Consider the following 16,481-nt stretch of genomic DNA (forward strand, 5'->3'; position numbering starts at 1 on the left):
CTCAGGCGCCCACGGGGACGGCCGACACGGTTCGGTCGATCGTGAACTGCCCGATGACGCGGGTTCCGTCGTAGAGCACGGCCGTCTGGCCGGGCGCGACGCCGTCGAACGGGGTCGTCGGCACGACGGTCAGCACGCCCTCGCGGAGAACGGCGGCGGCCGGCACGGGGTCGGCGTGCGCACGGATCTGCACATCGCACGCGAACGCGCCGGTCCCGGGCGCGCGCCCTGCCCAGGTGTAGCGCTCTCCGGCGATCTCGGCGGTCGCCAGGGCCTCCTTCGGACCGACCACGACCGTGTTGGTGACGGGTCGGACCTCCAGCACGAAGCGGGGCTTGCCGTCAGGCGCGGGCATGCCGAGCTGAAGGCCGCGGCGCTGGCCCACCGTGAAGGCGTGCGCACCGTCGTGCGCGCCGACCACGGTGCCTGTCCGGTCGACGATGTCGCCGCGCTCGGCGCCCACCTTCTCCGCCAGCCAGCCGCGCGTGTCGCCGTCGGGAATGAAGCAGATGTCGTGGCTGTCGGGCTTGTGCGCGACCGTGAGCCCCCTGGACTCCGCCTCGGCGCGTACGACCGCCTTGGAGGGCGTCGCGCCGAGCGGGAAGTACGTGTGCGCGAGCTGCTCGGCAGTGAGCACGCCGAGCACGTACGACTGGTCCTTCGCGGCATCCGACGCGCGGTGCAGCTCCCGTCCGCCCGGTCCCTCGACGAGCGTGGCGTAGTGGCCCGTGCAGACGGCGTCGAAGCCCAGCTCGAGCGCACGCTCGAGCAGCGCGGCGAACTTGATCTTCTCGTTGCAGCGCATGCACGGATTGGGGGTGCGCCCGGCGCGGTACTCGGCGACGAAGTCGTCGATGACGTCGTCGCGGAAGCGCTCCGAGAAGTCCCAGACGTAGAAGGGGATCCCGAGCCGGTCGGCCGCGCGTCGCGCGTCCATCGCGTCCTCGATCGTGCAGCACCCGCGGCTGCCGGTGCGCAGCGTGCCGCCGGCGCGGGACAGCGCGAGGTGCACGCCGACGACGTCGTGACCCGCGTCCACGGCGCGCGCGGCCGCGACGGCGGAATCGACGCCACCGCTCATGGCCGCAAGGATTCGCATGCGTCCAGTCTACGAACGCGAGCCTGACCGGGACCCGGACGCGGCCCGGGCGCGCTCGACCGCGTCCGGCAGTGCGGCCAGCACCGCGTCGACGTCCTCGTCGGCCGTGGTGCGACCCATCGTGAAGCGGAGCACCTGCCGGGCCTCGGCATCCGTCCGCCCCATCGCCCGCACGACGTGCGACGGCTCCGGTACGCCGGCCTGGCACGCCGACCCGGTCGAGACCGCGATGCCGGCGACGTCCAGCAGGAAGAGCAGCGTCTCGCCCGATGCTCCGGGGAACAGGACATGCGCGTTCCCGGGGATGCGGTCGACGGGGTCGCCCAGCAGCACCGCGTCCGGGATCGAGTGACGGATGCCGCCCACCAGCCGTCCGCGCAGAGCGGCCAGCCGCCCCGCCTCGGCCTCGCGCTCGGCCTCGGCCAGCTCGGCCGCCACCGCGAAGCCGACGGCCCCCGGCACGTCCTGCGTGCCGGCGCGGAGGCTCCGCTGCTGGCCTCCCCCGTGAACGAGGGGGGTGAGCTCGGCGCCGCGGGCGACCACGAGGGCGCCGACGCCGGCGGGCCCGCCGATCTTGTGCGCCGAGACGCTCAGGGCTGCCAGGCCCGCCCTTCCCCGGGCATCCGCTCGCCACGCACGGAACGACACCGGCACGTGACCGAAGGCCGCGACGGCGTCCAGGTGCAGGGGAACCCCGGCGTCGAGCGCCGCTCGCGACATCGAGGCGGCGTCGTTGACGGTGCCGCACTCGTTGTTCGCGACCAGGCCGGTCGCCAGCGCCGCCCCCGGCATGCGCGCGGCGAGCTCGTCGAGGCGGATGCGCGCCTCGGCGTCGACGCCCACGTGGCGCACGTGCGCACCCTGCGACTGCAGCCACGCCACGGCATCGAGCGTGGCGTGGTGCTCGGCGTCGGGCATCACCACGGAGTCCTCCTCCGGGCCGCGAGCCCACCACAGGCCTTTGACGGCGAGGTTGACGGCCTCGGTGCCCCCCGAGGTGAACACCACCTCGATCGGGTCGGCGTCGAGGACCGCCGCCAGTCGCTCTCGCGCCTCCTCCAGCAGGCGCCGGGCGTGCTGGCCGGCACCGTGGATCGACGAGGCGTTCCCGACGCTCGAGGCGGCGTCGATCCAGGCCACGCGCACCTCCGGTCGCAGCGGGGCGGTCGCGGCGTGGTCGAGGTAGATCTGCACGCGGACCTCCTTCGCGATCGATCTGCGGTCGCCGTGCGCCCGAGTGCCGGAGGTCATGGGACCGAGTCCCGTAACATCCCCGACTCCGACCATGGTTATCGTAGTCCGCATGGTCAGCCCGGAGTCCGTCATCTCGCCTCCCCTCCCGGGACTGCTCAGCCCGGAGCTCGACGGGCTGGGCGTGGTGCTCGTGCCCGGGGGCGGCCGGCTGCGCGTGTGGTCCGGAGCGGCGGACGCAGTGGACCTCGTCATCTTCGACGACACCGACCTCGACTGGATCACCGCGACCGAGCCCCTCGCTCACGTCGGAGGGGGCGTCTGGGAGGTCACCTCTCCCCTGCTCCGCCCCGGCGTGCGCTACGCGATCCGCGTGGACGGCCCCCAGGGGCCCGGCAACATGTTCAATCACGGCGCGCTCCTGCTCGACCCGTACACGCGGGGCCTCGTGCGCACGGGCTACGACGGCTGGCGATCGGCGGTGGTCGACGGATCGTTCGATTGGGCGGGCGCAAGCAAGCCGCGGGTGCCCATGGACCGCACGGTGATCTACGAAGGACACCTCAAGGGCCTGTCCAAGCGGCATCCGGATGTCCCGGGCGCGCTGCGCGGCACGTACGCGGGACTTGCGCACCCGGCGATGGTGCACCACTTCCTCGACCTCGGGGTCACGAGCATCCAGCTGCTTCCGGTGCACGCCTTCACGACGGAGCCCCGCCTCCTCCAGCACGGCCTCACCAACTACTGGGGCTACAACTCCCTGAACTTCTTCACGCCGCACGCGGCGTACGCCACCGAGGACGCCCGCCGCCAGGGACCCGACGCGGTGCTGCGCGAGTTCAAGGGCATGGTGAAGCTGCTCCACGAGGCGGGCCTGGAGGTCATCCTCGATGTCGTGTACAACCACACCGCCGAAGAGGGCATCGGCGGTCCGCGGTCCAGCCTCCGGGGCATCGACAACCGCGCCTACTACCGGCAGCAGGCGGACGGCGCTTACATCGACGTGACCGGCTGCGGCAACTCGCTGGACACGTCGACGGATGCCGCGGCCCGGCTCGTGCTGGATTCGCTGCGGTACTGGGCAGACGACGTCCAGGTCGACGGCTTCCGCTTCGATCTCGCCGCGACGCTGGGGCGCGACGCGGCGCATACGTTCACCCCCGATCACCCGCTCCTGCGCGCGATCCTCGACGACCCCGCCCTCGAAGGCGTGAAGAAGATCGCCGAGCCGTGGGACGTCGGCCTGGGCGGCTGGCAGACCGGCGGCTTCGGCGAAGGCTGGAGCGAGTGGAACGACCGCTACCGCGACCGCGTCCGCAACTTCTGGCTCAGCGACGTCGACTACGCCCGTCGCGCGTCGACCTCGCCGGTCGGCGTCGGTGGATTCGCCACCCGCCTCGCCGGATCCGCGAACACCTTCGTCGAGGAGCGCGGCCCCCTCGCCGGCGTCAACTTCATCACCGCGCACGACGGCTTCACCCTGCGCGATCTGGTGTCGTACGACGTCAAGCACAACCACGGGAACGGCGAGCAGAACCGCGACGGCGCCGACACCAACCGGTCGTTCAACCACGGCGCGGAAGGACCCACCGACGACGAGGCCATCCTGGCCACGCGACGCAAGGCGATGCGCAACCTGCTGGGGACCCTGCTGCTGTCCGCCGGCGTCCCGATGCTGACCGCCGGCGACGAGTTCGCGCGCACTCAGCGCGGGAACAACAACGCCTACTGCCACGACTCGATGCTCACGTGGCTGTCCTGGGAGCACGCGCCGTGGCAGCGCGACCTCTACGCGCACGTGCGCCACCTGCTGCGACTGCGGCGGGACAATCCGGCCCTTCGCCCGAGCCGCTTCGCCCGTCTCGGCGAGCACACGCCGTCGGCGTCCGTCATGGAGTGGTACGACGAGCACGGCCGGACGATGTCGGGCGAGCGCTGGACCGACCCCGCGCACCGGACGCTCCAGTACGTCGCGGCCTCGACGCCGGAGTTCGAGGGCTTCAACCGCGTGCTGCTCATGGTGCACGGGACCGAGCGGCCGATCGATGTGACGCTGCCCGACATCGACGGTGTGACGAGGTTCACGTCGCTGTGGTCCAGCGCTGACGAGGTCCCCTCCGCGGCCACGGAGACCGCGTACGCGCCGGGCGAGATCGTCCGGCTCCCCGGGACGTCCATGCGCCTCTTCCGCGCCGAGTAGACGAGCTCCCGCCCGCGGCGGGGACGCACGCTACCGCATCCGGCGCCGGTCGTCACCTCGCTGTGCTGTTCGACGGGCGCGCGATAGGTTCGACTCGTGGTCACGTCGACGCGCTCAGAGCGCCCCCGCCCGTGGCGGAGCGCCGCAGCCCTTCCCGTCCGCCCTGTCCCCGCCCGGCAGCCGGAGTCCGACACGGCGTCGCGCCGGGTCCCGCTCGCCAAGCCGTCCCCGGCGGTGCCGTGGGGCGATTACCGGCCGAAGGCGTTCGTAGGCGAGGTCGTCCCGTTCGTCGTGACGTCGTTCCGCGAGGGGCATGACCGCATCGGTGTGCAGCTGCGCCTGTTCTCGCCCTCCGGCGACGAGTCGCTGCACCGCCTGGACCCCCTCGAAGACGGATTCGACCGGTGGCGGACGGAGGTCGCGCTGCTGGAGCAGGGCGTCTGGCGCTTCCGGTTCGAGTCGTTCGGCGACGAGTTCGCCACGTGGGAGCACGCCGCCGCCCTCAAGATCGCCGCCGGGGTGGATGCGGCGCTCATGCGCGAGATCGGGGCGCTCCTGTTCGACCGTGCGCGCGCCGAGAAGGACCGCCCGGCGGCGGAGCGGAAGGCGCTGGCGACTGCTGCCGCGTCGCTCCGTGACGCCGGCGTCGACGACGCCGGCGCGCTGGAGATCGTGACCGACGCCACCATCGCCGGCTTCTTCCGTCAACGCCCCGTCATGTCGCTCGTCACGCTCGGGGACGACCTGGAACTCCTCGTGGAGCGCGAGCGTGCCGGAGTGGGCGCGTGGTACGAGTTCTTCCCGCGCTCGGAGGGCGCGCGCCGGCTCAAGGACGGCACCGTCAAGAGCGGCACGTTCCGCACTGCCGCCAAGCGGCTCCCGGGCGTCGCGGCCATGGGGTTCGAGGTGCTCTACCTGCCGCCCATCCACCCCATCGGCACGCTCAACCGCAAGGGACCGAACAACACCCTCGACGCCGGACCCGGCGACCCGGGGTCCCCCTGGGCGATCGGCTCGGCGGCGGGGGGCCACGACGCGGTGCATCCCGACCTCGGCGGGCTCGCGGACTTCCGGGCGTTCGTCCGGGCTGCCAGGGCCGAGGGGCTCGAGGTCGCACTGGATCTCGCACTGCAGGCCGCACCCGACCACCCGTGGGTCGCCGAGCACCCCGAGTGGTTCACGACCCTTCCGGACGGCTCGATCGCGTACGCCGAGAATCCCCCCAAGAAGTACCAGGACATCTATCCGGTCAACTTCGACAACGACCCCGCCGGCATCCGCGCCGAAGTGCTGCGCATCGTGCGGCACTGGGTGGCCCAGGGCGTGCGCATCTTCCGGGTGGACAATCCGCACACGAAGCCCCTGCAGTTCTGGGAGTGGCTCATCCGGACGGTCAACGCGGAGAACCCCGACGTCGTGTTCCTGGCGGAGGCGTTCACCAGGCCCGCTCCGCTGCAGAGCCTCGCATCGGCCGGCTTCCAGCAGAGCTACACATACTTCACGTGGCGCAACACCAAGGCCGAGCTCGAGGAGTTCCTCTCGCAGCTGGCCCACGAGACCGCCGACTTCCTCCGCCCGAACCTCTTCGTCAACACGCCCGACATCCTGACGGAGTACCTCCAGTACGGCGGCCGTCCGGCGTACCGGATCCGCGCCGCCATCGCGGCGACGGCCGCCCCGACGTACGGCGTGTACGCGGGCTACGAGCTCTACGAGAACGTCGCCAGGCCGGGGTCGGAAGAGAACATCGACAACGAGAAGTACGAGTACAAGTTCCGCGACTGGGCGGGTGCCGTCGAGCGGGGCGACTCGCTGGCGCCCTTCCTGACCAGGCTCAACGAGATCCGGCGCGCCCATCCCGCGCTCCGGCAGCTGCGCAACCTCAGCGTCCACTGGAGCGACGACGACGCCATCCTGGTCTACGCGAAGCACCTGGATGCGGCGGTCTCCCCCGACGGACGCAGCGACACCGTCATCGTCGTGGTCAACACCGACCCCCACTCGGTGCGTCAGACGATGGTCCACCTCGACACCCGCGTGTGGGGAGTCGAGCCGGGCACTCCGTACGAGGTCGAGGACCTCGTCACCGGCGCGACGTGGACGTGGTCGGATCACAACTTCGTGATGCTCGACGCGTTCACCGAGCCGGTCCACATCCTCCACGTGAAGGAGTCCCGATGATGCCCTCCGACGAGCTCCTCGACACCGTCGCCACCGGCTCGTACCACGACCCGCACGCCGTGCTCGGCATCCACCCCGACACGGATGCCGAGGGCACGAAAACCTGGATCGTGCGTACGCGGCGACCTCTGGCGCGGAGCGTGACGGCCGTTTTCGCGGACGGCACGCGGGTTCCCCTCGAGCATGTCCGCGCCGGGATCTGGGAGGGGACGCGCACCGGGGCGCCGGGCCGATATCAGCTCGTCGCCGGATACGAGGACGGCCCGGACTACGTCGCCGAGGATCCCTACCGGCACTCCCCCACGATCGGCGCGCTCGATCTCCACCTGATCCGCGAGGGCCGGCATGAGGAGCTCTGGCGCGTCCTGGGCGCGCACGAGCGCGACCACGAGGGCGCATCCGGCACGGCGTTCACCGTGTGGGCCCCCAACGCCCGCGCCGTCCGGGTCGTCGGCGACTTCAACGGCTGGGACGGACAGGGCCACTCGATGCGCTCCATGGGCGACAGCGGCGTCTGGGAGCTCTTCGTCCCCGGCATCGGCCAGGGCACCGCCTACAAGTTCGAGCTGCTCGGCCGCAACGGGCAGTGGGTGCTGAAGGCCGACCCGATGGCGCGGTTCGCCGAGGTGCCGCCGGCGACGGCATCCGTCGTCACTCGGTCCTCGTACACGTGGGGCGACGACGCGTGGCTCGCGCAGCGCGCGAAGACCACCCCGGTGTCGCGGCCGATGTCGGTCTACGAGCTGCACTTCGGCAGCTGGCGGCAGGGTCTGTCGTACCGGGATGCCGCGGACCAGCTGATCGACTACGTCACCGGGCAGGGATTCACCCACGTGGAGTTCCTCCCCCTCGCCGAGCATCCGTTCGGCGGCTCCTGGGGCTACCAGGTCACCGGGTACTACGCGCCGACGAGCCGGTACGGCGACCCCGACGACCTGCGCTATCTGATCGACCGCCTGCACCAGGCGGGCATCGGGGTGATCATGGACTGGGTCCCCGGCCACTTCCCGAAGGATGCCTTCGCGCTCGCCCGCTTCGACGGCGAGGCCCTGTACGAGCACCCGGATCCGCGGCGCGGCGAGCACCGCGACTGGGGCACGTACATCTTCGACTACGGCCGCAACGAGGTCCGCAACTTCCTCGTCGCCAATGCCCTGTACTGGTTCGAGGAGTTCCACGTCGACGGCCTGCGGGTGGATGCCGTCGCCTCGATGCTCTACCTCGACTACTCCCGCAACGAGGGCGAATGGGCGCCCAACGTGCACGGCGGGCGTGAGAACCTCGAGGCCATCCGCTTCCTGCAGGAGGTCAACGCCACCGCCTACAAGCGCTACCCGGGCATCGCGATGATCGCCGAGGAGTCGACCAGCTTCCCCGGCGTCACCGCCCCGACCAGCCAGGCCGGTCTCGGCTTCGGGTTCAAGTGGAACATGGGCTGGATGAACGACTCGCTGCAGTACATCGCGCGCGATCCGCTCTACCGCTCCCACCATGAGGGCGAGATGTCGTTCTCGTTCGTCTACGCCTTCAGCGAGAACTACGTCCTCCCGATCAGCCACGACGAGGTGGTCCACGGCAAGGGCAGCCTCTTCGGCCGGATGCCGGGCGATCACTGGCAGCAGCTGGCGAACATGCGGGCGTTCCTGGCCTACATGTGGGGGCACCCGGGCAAGCAGCTGCTGTTCATGGGACAGGAGTTCGGGCAGCTTTCGGAATGGTCCGAGGGTCGCTCCCTCGACTGGTGGCTGCTGGACCAGCCGGCGCACGCCCAGCTGCAGCACTTCGTGGGCACGCTCAACCGGGTCTACCGCGACCAGTCCGCGCTCTGGGCGCGTGACAGCGACGGCGCCGCCTTCGCGCGGCTCGGCGGCCCGCAGTGGAACCCCAACGTCATCGCGTTCGCACGGCGCGACTGGCACGGGAACACCGTCGTCGTCGTGGCGAACTTCTCGGGCTCGACGATCGGCTCGTACGAGCTCGACCTGCCCGAGAGCGGGGTGTGGCACGAGATCCTCAACACCGACGCCGAGGCATATGGCGGATCCGGGGTCGGCAACCTGGGCGTCGTGCATGCGGGCGCAGGAGGCCGCGCCTCACTGGTGCTGCCGCCCTTGGGCGTGCTCTGGCTGCGTCACGGAACGCAGGCGCACATCCCCTCGCCGACGCAGGGCTGACCTCGCCCTCGGCGCCGGGGCTCCCGGCGCCGGGGCTGCTCAGAAGAGCAGCGACGCCAGGCGACCCCTGGCCGCGATGACGCGGGGATCACCGTCGCCGATGAGGGCGAACAGCTCGAGGAGCCGCTCCCGCACCGGCGTGCGCGCGTCCGACGGAAGCTGGGCGAACAGGTCCAGGAGGCGGCCGAACGCGTCCTCGACGTGCCCGCCGGCGACGTCCAGGTCGGCGACCGCGAGCTGCGCGGCGACGTCCGTCGGTGCAGCGGCCGCCGCGGCGCGGGCCGCCTGCAGATCGAGGCCCTGCACGCGGTCGAGGAGGCGCACCTGCCCCAGTCCCGCGCGCGCCTCCGCGTCGCGCGGATTCTCGGCGAGAGCCTTCTCGTACGCCGCGATCGCGCGGGGGTAGTCGCCCGCCTCGATCGCGTCGAAGGCCTCCGCGTGGAGCGGCGGCAGGGGCGGCTCGGCAGGCGCCTCCTCCGCGCGCTCACCGTCGACGGAGGCCGTGCCCGTCACGCCGTTCTGCGCGGCGAGCTGGAGCAGCTGTGCGAACACCTCGCGGACCTGCTGCTCGGGCACCGCGCCGGTGAACAGCGGGACCGGCTGGCCGCCGACGAGCGCGACGACCATGGGGATGGACTGCGCCCGGAAGGCCTGCGACAGCTGCGGGTTCGCATCGACGTCGACCTTCGCCAGGACGAGGCGGCCGCCCAGCTCGGTCACGACGCGCTCGAGCACGGGGCTCAGCTGCTTGCACGGTCCGCACCACTCGGCCCACAGGTCGATCACGATGGGAACGGTGCGCGACAGCTCGAGCACCTGCGGGAAGGTCTCGTCGGTGACGTCGAGCACGAGGGACGGCACGACGACTCCACCGGCGCCGTCGGCGGCCTGCTCGCCATCGGGAGCGCCGGTCGTGGGGCGGTTGCGGAGAGCCGAGAGATCGACGGCGCCGCGCACCGCGGCGCCCAGGGTGGGATCGGTCACGAGAGAACCTTCGCATCGAGGATGTCGGACGAGTAGCCCAGCAGGCGGATCTTCTCGCTGGAGCCCGGGCCGGGCACGTAGAAGAAGACCTGATCGCTGAACGTCGTGGCGAAGCCGGTCGCGGACTGGTCGACGCCGGCCAGCGACTTGACGGTCAGGTTGCCGTCGACCTTGATCACGGCATCCTCGTTCGTCGGCTTCACGGTGTCGATCTCGTTGACGTTGACCGCCACGATCGCTCCGCTCTCGACCGTCTGCAGCGCGAACGGCGCCTGCGGCCCGGGAGCCGAGCTGAATGTGAGGCTTCCCGTGGAGGACGCGGTCTTGTTGAACTCGTCGAGGCGTCGCTGACGATCGGCGGTGATGCTGGCGCGGAGCTGGTCGCCCTCGACCTCGAAGAGGTCGTAGAACTCGCTGTCCTCACCCTTGTTGATCACGTCGGAGTACGCCGCGGCGACCTGGTCGGGCGCGAGAAGCAGGAACGGCGAATCAGGCTCCACCTGCGGCGCCCCGATGTAGGCGGGTGCGAGGTCGGGAAGCGTCGTCGAGGCTTCGAGGCTGGCGATGTACGACAGCTTGTAGTCGGCCCAGGCGTCCTTCTGGGTCATGACCATGATGCTCGAGGTCTTCGACTCCTCGTCGTCGGCGACGGCGATGACCGAGCGCGGCCAGCCGTCGTACGCCTGGGGAAGAATGATCTCGAGCGGCTTGGCGAGGATCGGTGCGGGAACCGCGTAGTCGGCGATCGCCGAGCGCAGCTTGTAGTTCGTGTCTCGCGCGGCCAGGGCCGCGCCCTCGAGACGGGTCTCGGCGAGATCGCCGTCCATCGCGGCATCCGCGTCCGCGACCGTCGCCGCGATGCGGGTGAGGATGCGCTCCGCCTGCGCCTTGGTCACAGCGGGCGCCTGCTGCCCCTCGGGCGCGATCACCGTCGCGGTCGGGGACGGCGTCGGCGACGCCGCGAACTGCGGCCAGGCGTCGGCGGAGCAGCCGCTGAACAGCAGCGCGGAGACCGCGACGACCGGCACGACGGCGAACGCGCGGCGACCGCTGGAGACGGCCCGGCGCGTCGTGGCCTGGCCGTTGCTGATGACGCCCTTGCCGTCGGGATCGGTGATGGCGATGTTGATCGGCTCGGTCACCGGGAGCGGAAGCCCCTTGCGGCGCGGCCCGCGCTTCCGCCGGGCGTGGCGGATGCCGAGGATGTAGAGGAAGACGCCGACGGCCATGAGGAGGCCGCCGAACACGATGAGCGGGCCCGCCCAGGGGGTGGACGTCTGCAGCGGCCAGGTCACCGTCACCCGGTCGGGTGCCGGTGCCGTGCCGTCCGCCGCGACGAGCACGCTCATGCCCTCCGGGAGCTGCAGCGGGGCGATGAGGAGGTCGGTCTGCTGGTACTCGTCGAGCCAGAGGTCCGAACCGATGGGGCTGCGCCCCGGGGTCGCCGCTTCCTCGGCAGCCGCGTCATCCGCCGCGGCATCGTCCGCCGCGTCCGCGGCGGCCGCCTCGTCGGCGGCGGCCTCGTCGGTGGCCGCGTCTTCGGCGGCGGCCTCGTCGTCGGGGGCGACGGCATCGGGAGCCGGCTCGACCAGCGTCGAGTCGAGCACTCCCTCATCGCCCAGCGTGACGTGCGTGTACTCGGCATCCGAGAGCCAGGCCTGCATGTCGGCGGTGCGGCCGTAGGAGGCGAAGAGCTCGCCCTCCCCCTGCGCGCGCAGCGTCTGGGTGCCGGGCAGCTGATTGAGCACGGCGCCGTCGATGAGGAGGTAGGGAGCCTCGTCCTCGACCGAGATCGCCGCCGTCTCGGTCCGGGGTCCCTGGAAGATCGTCCGCTGGGCGATGCCCGCCCCGATCATCACGGTGGCGAGCACGAAGGCCGCCACGGCCCACACGAAACGCACGAAGAAACACCTTTCCGGGGTGCGCGGACACTCCGCACCCTTCGATTCGACATTTCAGACTAGCGAACACGACCTGTGAGGCGCGTGGGAGGTGCCGTTCCCGGGCCCAGGGCCCGCGAATGCGTATCCTTAGCGGACTGGTGCATCGGCGGTCGTCGATGGGAGGGGATCTCGATGAAGCTGCACAACCCGTTCCGCACCGCGCTGCTCGCCACCCTCGGCGTCGGTCTCGGGCTGCTTCTCATCGGGAGCATCCAGAACCTCCAGACGATCCTGCTGTACGTCGGCACGGCCCTGTTCCTCTCGCTGGGCCTCGACCCGATCGTGGAGTGGCTCGAACGACGCAGGCTGCCGCGGTGGGCGGCGGTGCTCATCACGATCCTCGGGGTCCTCGCCGCCTTCGCCGGCATCGTGGTGATGATCGTGCCGGTCATCGTGCAGCAGATCGGGCAGCTCGTGGTGGCCATCCAAGAGCTCGCCGAGGACGGCATGTTCGACGACCCCGTCGGTGCGATCCAGGACTGGCTGCACACCGTGTTCCCGGCGCTGAACGTCGACGAGGTCTGGACCTACATCGAGGACTGGTACGCCTCGCTGGACGTCGGCGCGATCGGCTCTGAGGTGGGCGGGAGCATCATCGCCATCGTGGGCGCCCTCCTCGCCGGATTCGCGGGCGCGTTCATCGTGCTCATCCTCACCATCTACTTCACCGCCTCCACGCCGAACCTGAAGCGTGCGGTCTACCAGCTGGTCCCGGCATCCAAGCGCGCGCGCTTCATGGACCTCGGCGAGCAGATCACCGACTCGGTCGGGTACTTCGTCATCGGCCAGGCGGCGCTCGGCGTCATCAACGGCGTCCTGAGCGCGATCTTCCTGTCGATCATCGACGCGCCCTTCCCTGCGGTGCTCGCCGTGATCGCCTTCTTCTTCTCGCTCATCCCTCTCGTCGGCACGCTCACCGGTTCGACGATCATCGTGCTGACATGCCTCGTCGTCGGCTCCCCCACGACAGCGCTCATCGCGGCGATCTACTACCTGATCTACATGCAGATCGAGGCCTACGTCATTGCGCCGCGCATCATGGGCCGTGCGGTGTCGGTGCCGGGCGCCGTCGTGGTGATCGCGGCACTCGCCGGCGGCTCCCTGCTGGGCCTGCTGGGCGCGCTCGTGGCCATCCCGGTCGCGGCGAGCATCCTCATCATCTACCGCCAGGTCGTGATCCCGCGTCAGAACGAGAGATGACGCCGCGCGCGACCCGATCGGGTCAGCCGTCGGCGACGATCGGGCCGTTCCACTGGCCAGGCAGCGGAAGCGCGTCGGGGTTGATCGCCGCGACGATCTCGGTGAGCACACGCCGCGTCTGGTTCTCCCCCACCCAGAGGTGCTTTCCACCCTCGACCGGAATGAGGACGGCGTCGGGGACGCTGGAGAAGCGCTGGGCCGCGGCATCCGGTCGCAGGTAGTCGTCGAACTCCGGCACCAGCACGATCAGCCGCCGCTCGTCACCCGACCACGCCGCGACCTCGGCGTCGGTAGCCCGATGCAGCGGCGGCGAGAGCAGCACCGCACCCTCGACCGCATGGTCACGGCCGTACTTGAGGGCGAGCTCGGTGCCGAACGACCAGCCGACGAGCCAGGGCCGCGGCAGCCCCCGGGCGTGGACGAAGTCCATGGCCGCCGCGACGTCGAAGGCCTCTGCGCGGCCGCCGTCGAAGGCTCCCTCGCTCGTGCCCCGCGGCGAGGTCGTGCCGCGCGTGTTGAACCGCAGCACCGCGAGGTCGGCGAGGGCGGGAAGGCGCCCCGCGGCCTTGCGCAGGATGTGCGAGTCCATGAAGCCACCGGCGGTGGGAAGCGGATGCAACGTCACCAGCGTCGCCACCGGATCGCGCGTCTCGGGCAGTGCGAGTTCGCCCACCAGCGTCAGGCCGTCGAGCGTCTCGAGTTCGATGTCCTCGCGCCGGGCGGGCAGCAGCATCGGTCCGCGGATCTCCACTCAAGCCACCTTCCAGCAGTGCTGATGCCAGTGCCGGCGGGCCGCCAGGTCGGCTGCGTCGCCGAGCACCCCGTCCGCGCGCCAGGTCACGAGGTGCGCCACCCCGATGTCGATCTGTCCGCCGCAGCCCGGGCAGGTGTACGGCTTCTGCGCCTGTGCTGCCGACACCGGCTGCACCGTCCACTCGACCCCGCGACGCACCTCGGTGCGCTTCCAGCCCGCGAGCAGGCGCTCGAAGGAGGCGTCGCCGCTCGCAGGGTGCCGACGGCGATGGGACCGCGGCACGGCTCAGTACCAGCCTGTGCGCTGCGAGTGGTCCCACGCGCCGCACGGCGTGCCGTAGCGGCCGCCGATGTAGCCCAGGCCCCAGGTGATCTGCGTGGCGGGGTTGGTCTCCCAGTCCGCGCCCGCCGTGGCCATCTTGGTCCCGGGCAGCGCCTGCGGGATGCCGTACGCGCCGCTGCTGGCGTTGTAGGCGTTGACCCGCCACCCGGACTCCTTGTTCCACAGCGCCACGAGGCACGCGAACTGGTCGTCGCCCCAGCCTCGCGCCAGGACCATGTCGTACGCGATCGCCTGGGCGGTGCCGGGATCGGGGGTCGCGAACGGAGGCCGCCACCCCGTGCCTGCGTTCGACGAGGCCGCCCGGACCGTCGGCGTGGGTGTCGGCTTCGGTTTCACATAGACGGTGTAGTTGCCGCGATCGAGGACCGCCGGCTCGACAGGCGCCGCCTCGTCGTCGCCTTCGATGCGCTGCACGTCTCCCAGGCCGCTCGCGTACAGCGACACCGTGGTGTCGTCATCGACGCTCGCCTGTGCGAGGGCTAGTCCGGTGGGCCCGATGTACGCCACCACGAACCCGAGGACCGCGAAAGCCGCGAACGCGCCGAGGACCCCGCGTCGTCGCGACCAGCGGGGGTCGGGCGTCGGGGCCCTGCGCGTCGGCGCGGCAGGCGTCCTGGTCCGGGGCGACACCTCCTGACGACGGGCGCGCCGGGTCGGGTGCAGCTCGTTTCCAGAAGTCACAGTGCCCCGATTCTCGCACACGCCCGCCGTGCCGTGCCATCAGCCCGGCCGCCGTCCGTCATTTGACGGCGAGCATCACCTCGACGACCGCGTCGAGGACGGCATCCACCTGGGTCTCGCGGTAGCCGCCGCGCTGCATACGGAAGGCGACCGAGCGCACCTGTTCGACGGTGACGGACTCACCCGTCTCGAGGTAGCGGGCGAGCTTGTCGGTCACGAGGTCCACCTCGGAGACGCGGTAGCCGTATCGCAGCGCCGACACGCGGTCGAAACGCTGCTGGGGCGGGCGCGACAGCCGGTCCAGCACCTCCTGCGCGAGTTCGCGCGTGTGACCCACCCACGCCTGCACACCCGCTTCGGCCACCGCCGTCGAACGCTCGCGAGCCGCGAAGGCGTCCTCGATGCGGCCGAGCGCGGCATCCACCGACGCGATCGCGTAGCCGTGCCGCACGAGCGGGAAGGCGGCCTGGCGGATGTCGGCCGAGCTCAGGTCGTCCGTGCCCTGCTCGAAGGAGGTGCGGGCGCGGGCGAGGAACTCGTCGACCGGCTGCTTGTCGTAGCCCTTCTCGCGTCCGTGCGCCTCGGGGAAGGCGGTGCGGGCACTCGTGTCGGACGTCGTCATGAAGCCACCAGCGGGGTGAAGAGGTAGTACAGGCCCAGAGCCGCGACGACCGACAGGAGGATCGAATCGAGCCGGTCCAGGACGCCGCCGTGGCCGGGAAGCCACGAGCTCATGTCCTTGATGCCGAGGTCGCGCTTGATCATCGATTCCCCGAGATCGCCGATGGTCGCGGTGACGAGGATCAGGATGCCGAACACGACGCCCATCCACCAGGTGATCCCGAGGAGGAAGATGCCGGCGATGACGCCCGCGAGGATCGCCGCGGCTGCCGCGCCGGCGAAGCCCTCCCAGGTCTTCTTCGGGCTGATGCGCGGCGCCATGGGGTGCTTGCCCATCGTGATGCCCGCCACGTACGCCCCGGTGTCGGCGGCGACGGCGACGATGATGAACGACAGCACCCAGTACTCGCCGCGGTCCTGGCTCAGCAGCACGACGCACAGGCTGCCGAGGAACGCGACGTACAGCTGCAGGAGCGACGCGATCAGGACGTCGCCGAGGACGGCGTCGTAGGCGCGGCCGTCGTGCGCGGCCATCTGCGCCACGAGACGCCACACGACGACGAAGGCCAGTGCCACGAAGAGCAGCAACCACAGCGACCACGGATCCACGAAGTACGCCGAGACGACCACGACCGTCGTCGCGATCAGCTGCGGGACGACGTCGACGCGGCGGCCGCTGACGATGAGCGCGCGCGAGAACTCGAACACCGCCAGCAGCGCCGCGCCGAGCGCGAAGCCGATGAAGGCCCACTTGACGAACAGGAGCGATGCGATCAGCACGGCGCCGATCGCCAGGCCGATCAGGGTCGCCACGATGAGGTCACGGCCCGTGCGCTCCTTGATGCGCTCGTTCGCCACCTCGAAGTCCGCTCTCGCCCGCTCGACCTGGCTCTCCAGCTCGCTTCGCGCGGCGCGCAGGTGCGCCTGGAGGGCGGGCTCGTGCGGGTCGTGCGCGCGTTGCGCGTAGTGCGCCGGCTGCGCGTCGTGCGCACGCTGCGCGTCGTGCGGACGCTGCGCGTCGGCGGCGCGCCGGAGCTCCTCGGCCTCGCGCCGGGTCAGCGGCGCGGCCGGCTCACCGGCGAGCGGATCGGAGGGGTCGGTCATGCGCGGG

General features: G+C 71.1%; 13 protein-coding genes. 4 read left to right on the forward strand and 9 right to left on the reverse strand.

Features of this window, described 5'->3' with window-relative positions:
* Position 1: 1 nt before the first annotated feature.
* Positions 2-1,099, reverse strand: a complete 1,098-nt coding sequence (gene mnmA, locus ACFRAL_RS07185) for a tRNA 2-thiouridine(34) synthase MnmA (RefSeq protein ID WP_336396961.1) — start codon at positions 1,097-1,099, stop codon at positions 2-4.
* 9 nt (positions 1,100-1,108) lie between these two features.
* Complete coding sequence (locus ACFRAL_RS07190; protein WP_378881313.1) at positions 1,109-2,293, reverse strand: cysteine desulfurase family protein; 1,185 nt, start codon at positions 2,291-2,293, stop codon at positions 1,109-1,111.
* A 109-nt stretch (positions 2,294-2,402) separates the two neighbouring features.
* On the opposite strand from ACFRAL_RS07190, the gene glgX reads away from it, so the two are divergent.
* From glgX to glgB, 3 genes are all read left to right on the forward strand, one after another.
* On the forward strand, positions 2,403-4,490 hold the full coding sequence (gene glgX, locus ACFRAL_RS07195) for a glycogen debranching protein GlgX (RefSeq protein ID WP_378881315.1): 2,088 nt from the start codon (positions 2,403-2,405) through the stop codon (positions 4,488-4,490).
* 96 nt (positions 4,491-4,586) lie between these two features.
* Positions 4,587-6,671 carry a maltotransferase domain-containing protein gene (locus ACFRAL_RS07200; protein WP_378881191.1) on the forward strand — a complete coding sequence of 695 codons (2,085 nt, stop codon included), beginning with the start codon at positions 4,587-4,589 and terminating at the stop codon, positions 6,669-6,671.
* Positions 6,668-8,845, forward strand: a complete 2,178-nt coding sequence (gene glgB / locus ACFRAL_RS07205; protein WP_336396959.1) for a 1,4-alpha-glucan branching protein GlgB — start codon at positions 6,668-6,670, stop codon at positions 8,843-8,845. The genes ACFRAL_RS07200 and glgB overlap by 4 nt, the downstream gene beginning before the upstream one ends.
* Before the next feature lie 39 nt (positions 8,846-8,884).
* On the opposite strand, the gene ACFRAL_RS07210 is transcribed toward glgB, so the two are convergent.
* Together ACFRAL_RS07210 and ACFRAL_RS07215 are read right to left on the reverse strand one after the other, a co-directional pair.
* Positions 8,885-9,829, reverse strand: a complete 945-nt coding sequence (locus ACFRAL_RS07210) for a tetratricopeptide repeat protein (protein WP_378881196.1) — start codon at positions 9,827-9,829, stop codon at positions 8,885-8,887.
* Entirely contained in the window at positions 9,826-11,730 is a 1,905-nt protein-coding gene (locus tag ACFRAL_RS07215; protein ID WP_378881199.1) for a glycosyl transferase, read from the reverse strand. The genes ACFRAL_RS07210 and ACFRAL_RS07215 overlap by 4 nt, the downstream gene beginning before the upstream one ends.
* A 174-nt stretch (positions 11,731-11,904) precedes the next feature.
* On the opposite strand from ACFRAL_RS07215, the gene ACFRAL_RS07220 reads away from it, so the two are divergent.
* A complete protein-coding gene (locus ACFRAL_RS07220; RefSeq protein WP_378881201.1) occupies positions 11,905-12,972 on the forward strand; it encodes an AI-2E family transporter in 1,068 nt (355 codons plus the stop codon).
* Positions 12,973-12,994: 22 nt separating this feature from the next.
* On the opposite strand, the gene ACFRAL_RS07225 is transcribed toward ACFRAL_RS07220, so the two are convergent.
* The 5 genes from ACFRAL_RS07225 to ACFRAL_RS07245 are packed head-to-tail and all read right to left on the reverse strand — an operon-like array spanning position 12,995 to position 16,474.
* Entirely contained in the window at positions 12,995-13,723 is a 729-nt protein-coding gene (locus ACFRAL_RS07225) for an alpha/beta hydrolase (RefSeq protein ID WP_336396955.1), read from the reverse strand.
* Positions 13,724-14,008: a hypothetical protein gene (locus ACFRAL_RS07230; RefSeq protein WP_336396954.1), complete on the reverse strand. Its 285-nt coding sequence runs from the start codon at positions 14,006-14,008 to the stop codon at positions 13,724-13,726.
* 3 nt (positions 14,009-14,011) lie between these two features.
* On the reverse strand, positions 14,012-14,749 hold the full coding sequence (locus ACFRAL_RS07235; protein ID WP_336396953.1) for a lytic transglycosylase domain-containing protein: 738 nt from the start codon (positions 14,747-14,749) through the stop codon (positions 14,012-14,014).
* A 58-nt stretch (positions 14,750-14,807) separates the two neighbouring features.
* The gene (locus tag ACFRAL_RS07240) at positions 14,808-15,371 is read right to left on the reverse strand and encodes a DivIVA domain-containing protein (protein WP_336396952.1); all 564 of its coding nucleotides are present in this window, start codon (positions 15,369-15,371) and stop codon (positions 14,808-14,810) included.
* Entirely contained in the window at positions 15,368-16,474 is a 1,107-nt protein-coding gene (locus tag ACFRAL_RS07245) for a phosphatidate cytidylyltransferase (protein WP_378881206.1), read from the reverse strand. The genes ACFRAL_RS07240 and ACFRAL_RS07245 overlap by 4 nt, the downstream gene beginning before the upstream one ends.
* Positions 16,475-16,481 lie beyond the last annotated feature (7 nt).

It is taken from the genome of Microbacterium sp. NPDC056736, assembly GCF_042790415.1.
Taxonomy (GTDB): domain Bacteria; phylum Actinomycetota; class Actinomycetes; order Actinomycetales; family Microbacteriaceae; genus Microbacterium.

Bases quoted from the DNA above. Each gene is read 5' to 3' on its own strand.
- mnmA (WP_336396961.1), bottom strand. From the start codon at position 1,099: ATGCGAATCCTTGCGGCCATGAGCGGTGGCGTCGATTCCGCCGTCGCG.
- glgX (WP_378881315.1), top strand. From the start codon at position 2,403: ATGGTCAGCCCGGAGTCCGTCATCTCGCCTCCCCTCCCGGGACTGCTC.
- glgB (WP_336396959.1), top strand. From the start codon at position 6,668: ATGATGCCCTCCGACGAGCTCCTCGACACCGTCGCCACCGGCTCGTAC.
- ACFRAL_RS07220 (WP_378881201.1), top strand. From the start codon at position 11,905: ATGAAGCTGCACAACCCGTTCCGCACCGCGCTGCTCGCCACCCTCGGC.
- ACFRAL_RS07240 (WP_336396952.1), bottom strand. From the start codon at position 15,371: ATGACGACGTCCGACACGAGTGCCCGCACCGCCTTCCCCGAGGCGCAC.
- ACFRAL_RS07245 (WP_378881206.1), bottom strand. From the start codon at position 16,474: ATGACCGACCCCTCCGATCCGCTCGCCGGTGAGCCGGCCGCGCCGCTG.